Consider the following 5,438-nt stretch of genomic DNA (forward strand, 5'->3'; position numbering starts at 1 on the left):
TTCCGGTGCTGGTTGCTCATGGGTGGAACGTTGACTACTCGGCACGGTTGGTTGGAACTGTTAGTACTGCTTCGGCGTGGAAAACAGTTCGGATTGATCGGGTCGGGCACGCTGTTGGGTATCTGAGGGTACGGACCATTTGGTTTGTAGCTTCGCGATGCCGGCCCCAGTGCACTCGTTCTTCGGAGCGGGGTGATGGGTGGCTGGTCGTTACTTCAGAACTAACACAGTGGACGCGAGCAACTGAGGACAAGCCCTCGGCCTATTAGTACCAGTCAGCTCCACCCGTTACCGGGCTTCCACATCTGGCCTATCAACCCAGTCGTCTACTGGGAGCCTTAACCCCTCAAAGGGGGTGGGAATACTCATCTCGAAGCAGGCTTCCCGCTTAGATGCTTTCAGCGGTTATCCTTTCCGAACGTAGCCAACCAGCCATGCCCTTGGCAGGACAACTGGCACACCAGAGGTTCGTCCGTCCCGGTCCTCTCGTACTAGGGACAGCCCTTCTCAATATTCCTACGCGCGCAGAGGATAGGGACCGAACTGTCTCACGACGTTCTAAACCCAGCTCGCGTACCGCTTTAATGGGCGAACAGCCCAACCCTTGGGACCGACTCCAGCCCCAGGATGCGACGAGCCGACATCGAGGTGCCAAACCATCCCGTCGATATGGACTCTTGGGGAAGATCAGCCTGTTATCCCCGGGGTACCTTTTATCCGTTGAGCGACAGCGCTTCCACAAGCCACTGCCGGATCACTAGTCCCGACTTTCGTCCCTGCTCGACCCGTCGGTCTCACAGTCAAGCTCCCTTGTGCACTTACACTCAACACCTGATTGCCAACCAGGCTGAGGGAACCTTTGGGCGCCTCCGTTACTCTTTAGGAGGCAACCGCCCCAGTTAAACTACCCATCAGACACTGTCCCTGATCCGGATCACGGACCGAGGTTAGACATCCAGCACGACCAGAGTGGTATTTCAAGATTGACTCCACACACACTGGCGTGCATGCTTCACAGTCTCCCACCTATCCTACACAAGCCGAACCGAACACCAATATCAAACTGTAGTAAAGGTCCCGGGGTCTTTCCGTCCTTCTGCGCGAAACGAGCATCTTTACTCGTAGTGCAATTTCACCGGGCCTATGGTTGAGACAGTCGAGAAGTCGTTACGCCATTCGTGCAGGTCGGAACTTACCCGACAAGGAATTTCGCTACCTTAGGATGGTTATAGTTACCACCGCCGTTTACTGGCGCTTAAGTTCTCAGCTTCGCACGCCCGAAAGCGCACTAACCGGTCCCCTTAACGTTCCAGCACCGGGCAGGCGTCAGTCCGTATACATCGCCTTACGGCTTCGCACGGACCTGTGTTTTTAGTAAACAGTCGCTTCTCGCTGGTCTCTGCGGCCACCCCCAGCTCACCGTGTAAAACGGATCACCAGTGATGGCCCCCCTTCTCCCGAAGTTACGGGGGCATTTTGCCGAGTTCCTTAACCATAGTTCACCCGAACGCCTCGGTATTCTCTACCTGACCACCTGAGTCGGTTTAGGGTACGGGCCGCCATGAAACTCGCTAGAGGCTTTTCTCGACAGCATAGGATCATCCACTTCACCACAATCGGCTCGGCATCAGGTCTCAGCCTTAATGTGTGACGGATTTACCTACCACACGGCCTACACCCTTACCCCGGGACTACCACCGCCCGGGCTGGACTACCTTCCTGCGTCACCCCATCGCTTACCTACTACCACCTTGGGCCGGCGGCTCCACCACTTCCCTTTGCCCGAAGGCTCCAGGACGGCTTCACGGCCTTAGCATTAATGGATTCGATACTGGGCGTTTCAAAGCGGGTACCGGAATATCAACCGGTTGTCCATCGACTACGCCTGTCGGCCTCGCCTTAGGTCCCGACTTACCCTGGGCAGATCAGCTTGACCCAGGAACCCTTAGTCAATCGGCGCACACGTTTCTCACGTGTGTATCGCTACTCATGCCTGCATTCTCACTCGTGAACCGTCCACAACTCGCTTCCGCGGCTGCTTCACCCGGCACACGACGCTCCCCTACCCATCCACACTCCCGTTGGGGATATATGTGTGAATGACACGACTTCGGCGGTACGCTTGAGCCCCGCTACATTGTCGGCGCGGAATCACTTGACCAGTGAGCTATTACGCACTCTTTCAAGGGTGGCTGCTTCTAAGCCAACCTCCTGGTTGTCTCTGCGACTCCACATCCTTTCCCACTTAGCGTACGCTTAGGGGCCTTAGTCGATGCTCTGGGCTGTTTCCCTCTCGACCATGGAGCTTATCCCCCACAGTCTCACTGCCGTGCTCTCACTTACCGGCATTCGGAGTTTGGCTAAGGTCAGTAACCCGGTAGGGCCCATCGCCTATCCAGTGCTCTACCTCCGGCAAGAAACACACGACGCTGCACCTAAATGCATTTCGGGGAGAACCAGCTATCACGGAGTTTGATTGGCCTTTCACCCCTAACCACAGGTCATCCCCCAGGTTTTCAACCCTGGTGGGTTCGGTCCTCCACGACCTCTTACAGCCGCTTCAACCTGCCCATGGCTAGATCACTCCGCTTCGGGTCTAGAGCGTGCAACTCAATCGCCCTATTCGGACTCGCTTTCGCTACGGCTTCCCCACACGGGTTAACCTCGCTACACACCGCTAACTCGCAGGCTCATTCTTCAAAAGGCACGCAGTCACGACGCACTGAGTAAACTCAATGCGCGACGCTCCCACGGCTTGTAGGCACACGGTTTCAGGTACTATTTCACTCCGCTCCCGCGGTACTTTTCACCATTCCCTCACGGTACTATCCGCTATCGGTCACCAGGGAATATTTAGGCTTAACGGGTGGTCCCGCCAGATTCACACGGGATTTCTCGGGCCCCGTGCTACTTGGGTGTTGCACAAGCAAGCCGTTGATGTTTCAGCTACGGGGGTCTTACCCTCTACGCCGGACCTTTCGCATGTCCTTCGCCTACACCAACGGTTTCTGACTTGCCCAACAGCCGGCAGACTGTTGAAGTGCAATCCCACAACCCCGTATGCGCAACCCCTGCCGGGTATCACACGCATACGGTTTGGCCTCATCCGGTTTCGCTCGCCACTACTCCCGGAATCACGGTTGTTTTCTCTTCCTGCGGGTACTGAGATGTTTCACTTCCCCGCGTTCCCTCCACATACCCTATGTGTTCAGGTATGGGTGACAGCCCATGACGACTGCCGGGTTTCCCCATTCGGAAACCCCCGGATCAAAGCCTGGTTGACGGCTCCCCGGGGACTATCGTGGCCTCCCACGTCCTTCATCGGTTCCTGGTGCCAAGGCATCCACCGTGTGCCCTTAAAAACTTGCCCACAGATGCTCGCGTCCACTGTGCAGTTCTCAAGCAACGACCAGCCACCCATCACCCCGCTCCGAAGAACGAGTGCACTGGGGCCGGCATCGCGAAGCTACAAACCAAATGGTCCGTACCCTCAGATACCCAACAGCGTGCCCGACCCGATCAATCCGAACTGTTTTCCACGCCGAAGCAGTACTAACAGTTCCAACCAACCGTGCCGAGTAGTCAACGTTCCACCCATGAGCAACCAGCACCGGACGTTCGCCGATGAACTGGCCTCTGACCAAGCAAGCCTGGTGAGAAGTGCTCCTTAGAAAGGAGGTGATCCAGCCGCACCTTCCGGTACGGCTACCTTGTTACGACTTCGTCCCAATCGCCAGTCCCACCTTCGACAGCTCCCTCCCACAAGGGGTTGGGCCACCGGCTTCGGGTGTTACCGACTTTCGTGACGTGACGGGCGGTGTGTACAAGGCCCGGGAACGTATTCACCGCAGCAATGCTGATCTGCGATTACTAGCAACTCCGACTTCATGGGGTCGAGTTGCAGACCCCAATCCGAACTGAGACCGGCTTTTTGAGATTCGCTCCGCCTCGCGGCATCGCAGCTCATTGTACCGGCCATTGTAGCACGTGTGCAGCCCAAGACATAAGGGGCATGATGACTTGACGTCGTCCCCACCTTCCTCCGAGTTGACCCCGGCGGTCTCCTGTGAGTCCCCATCACCCCGAAGGGCATGCTGGCAACACAGGACAAGGGTTGCGCTCGTTGCGGGACTTAACCCAACATCTCACGACACGAGCTGACGACAGCCATGCACCACCTGTATACCGACCACAAGGGGGGCACCATCTCTGATGCTTTCCGGTATATGTCAAGCCTTGGTAAGGTTCTTCGCGTTGCGTCGAATTAAGCCACATGCTCCGCTGCTTGTGCGGGCCCCCGTCAATTCCTTTGAGTTTTAGCCTTGCGGCCGTACTCCCCAGGCGGGGAACTTAATGCGTTAGCTGCGGCACCGACGACGTGGAATGTCGCCAACACCTAGTTCCCAACGTTTACGGCGTGGACTACCAGGGTATCTAATCCTGTTCGCTCCCCACGCTTTCGCTCCTCAGCGTCAGTAATGGCCCAGAGATCCGCCTTCGCCACCGGTGTTCCTCCTGATATCTGCGCATTTCACCGCTACACCAGGAATTCCGATCTCCCCTACCACACTCTAGCCTGCCCGTATCGAATGCAGACCCGGGGTTAAGCCCCGGGCTTTCACATCCGACGTGACAAGCCGCCTACGAGCTCTTTACGCCCAATAATTCCGGACAACGCTCGCACCCTACGTATTACCGCGGCTGCTGGCACGTAGTTAGCCGGTGCTTCTTCTGCAGGTACCGTCACTTTCGCTTCTTCCCTGCTGAAAGAGGTTTACAACCCGAAGGCCGTCATCCCTCACGCGGCGTCGCTGCATCAGGCTTTCGCCCATTGTGCAATATTCCCCACTGCTGCCTCCCGTAGGAGTCTGGGCCGTGTCTCAGTCCCAGTGTGGCCGGTCGCCCTCTCAGGCCGGCTACCCGTCGTCGCCTTGGTGGGCCATTACCCCACCAACAAGCTGATAGGCCGCGGGCTCATCCTTCACCGCCGGAGCTTTTAACCCCTCCCCATGCAGGGAGGAGTGTTATCCGGTATTAGACCCCGTTTCCAGGGCTTGTCCCAGAGTGAAGGGCAGATTGCCCACGTGTTACTCACCCGTTCGCCACTAATCCACCCCGAAGGGCTTCATCGTTCGACTTGCATGTGTTAAGCACGCCGCCAGCGTTCGTCCTGAGCCAGGATCAAACTCTCCATGAATGTTTTCCCGTAATCGGGATCACACCACGAAAGAGCGGAACAGATCGGGCCGGAATATGGCCCGCTGTTCTCAGCGTCCTCGCTGTGTTTGCCTGGACCGTCACTAGGACAGCCAGGTCTTTTTCAAAGGAACCACCAACCCACCGAAGTGGGCCGGGGTATCAACATATCTGGCGTTGACTTTTGGCACGCTGTTGAGTTCTCAAGGAACGGACGCTTCCTTTGTACTCACCCTCTCGGG

At 57.0% G+C, this 5,438-nt stretch carries 2 rRNA genes; both read right to left on the bottom strand.

From position 1 onward, the window contains the following. Positions 1–245 precede the first annotated feature (245 nt). Positions 246–3,370: ribosomal RNA gene (locus tag J7E96_RS20880) — 23S ribosomal RNA — on the bottom strand. A gap of 301 nt (positions 3,371–3,671) precedes the next feature. Continuing rightward, positions 3,672–5,197: ribosomal RNA gene (locus J7E96_RS20885) — 16S ribosomal RNA — on the bottom strand. Together the 16S and 23S rRNA genes form the textbook arrangement of a ribosomal RNA operon. Between the last annotated feature and the right edge of the window lie 241 nt (positions 5,198–5,438).

Origin of the sequence: Streptomyces sp. ISL-96, from assembly GCF_018614035.1 — a bacterium.
GTDB lineage: Bacteria > Actinomycetota > Actinomycetes > Streptomycetales > Streptomycetaceae > Streptomyces.